This window comes from Mycobacterium simiae, from assembly GCF_008370645.1.
GTDB lineage: Bacteria > Actinomycetota > Actinomycetes > Mycobacteriales > Mycobacteriaceae > Mycobacterium > Mycobacterium simiae_A.
Genome location: NZ_VTZN01000528.1, coordinates 1 through 459, shown reverse-complemented (window position 1 = coordinate 459; position 459 = coordinate 1). Strand labels below are relative to the sequence as shown.

The 459-nt window shown below is 64.9% G+C and carries 1 protein-coding gene; it reads right to left on the bottom strand.

Translation table 11 applies throughout. From position 1 onward, the window contains the following. Nucleotides 1–459 (bottom strand): iron-containing redox enzyme family protein (locus F0Q45_RS26750; protein ID WP_149656676.1); only part of this gene is annotated, 459 nt, incomplete at both ends.

The following is a 459-nucleotide window of genomic DNA, read 5'->3' as shown; positions in this document are numbered from 1 at the left end:
GCCAAACGGCTTTCGATGAGCGCGTGCGCCCGCATCCCGAACACCACGTCGGAGTCCAGGTCCGGTTCGCGGGCTACGAGATCGGCCACCACGTCCAGGCGAACCACCTGCTCATGCACCGCGTCGGCTTCGACGTGCTCGCGATAGAACTCGACACATTCGTTGGGCGCGCCCAGCCTGTTGAGGGCGTCGACCATGCGCCGCGAACCCGGTGGTGAGGTGATCTCGGTCGCGGCGAAGTGCCCGATTGTGGCGCCGCGCAGCTGACGATGCAACCCGAACAACGACATGATGTTGACGACCGCCAGCGATTCGGCGGGCACCACGTCCAGATAGCCGAGATACGACGAATCCAGCTCGGCGGCGTACATCAGGTCGGCGAACAGCTGCTGGTGTAGGCGCGGGCCCTGTCCGGCTCCGTATTCGTCGAATTCGATAGCGACGAATGCCGCCTTGGCG